The sequence below is a fragment of the Methylobacterium sp. J-078 genome (assembly GCF_022829285.1).
Lineage (GTDB): Bacteria > Pseudomonadota > Alphaproteobacteria > Rhizobiales > Beijerinckiaceae > Methylobacterium.
In genome coordinates this window covers 1-506 of the sequence record NZ_JAKSYI010000128.1, presented here as the reverse complement: position 1 = coordinate 506, position 506 = coordinate 1, and the positions used below count along the sequence as shown (strand labels likewise).

The window sequence follows — 506 nt, the reverse complement described above, 5'->3', positions numbered from 1 at the left end:
CGGGTCGCCGTTCTCCGACAGACGCTGATAGCGCTCATCCAGATCGAAGAACCCTGGCTAACCCATCCGAGCCTCCCCAACCTCAACAGCAGCACGGAATCACGACACCGTCCCGCAAGGAAGGGGTATTTCAAGGTGTCCCTTCGGAGTAGAGCAGGACAATGCGCGCCGGCAAGATGTGCTTGATGGGACGGGAGCGGTCACCCGCAATCCCAGCCAACTGGGACATCGTGGCGTCATCGAGGAGTACACAGACAGTCTGAGCCATAGCCCAGACTCGCACGCTTCACGACCCGCGTGAATCATCTGTCCGCGTCACTGCCCTAGCAGGGTGTTGAAGAAGTCGGCCATCTGCGGGCGATGAAGGGGATTTCGTCGCCGCGGTGGACGCGGATTTCGCCGCGAAGCGAGCCGTCGGCCTGGACCTCGGCCGATCCCGAGCCGCAGACCGGGTCCATCTCGTCATTGCCGTTCCAGTCGAACGCGATGGCGGCGCGATCACTCCC

1 pseudogene is annotated in these 506 nt (G+C 62.6%); it reads right to left on the bottom strand.

The window, feature by feature from the left end:
• Window positions 1-323: 323 nt before the first annotated feature.
• A pseudogene (locus MKK58_RS22635) lies at window positions 324-506 on the bottom strand (hypothetical protein); the annotation flags it as partial.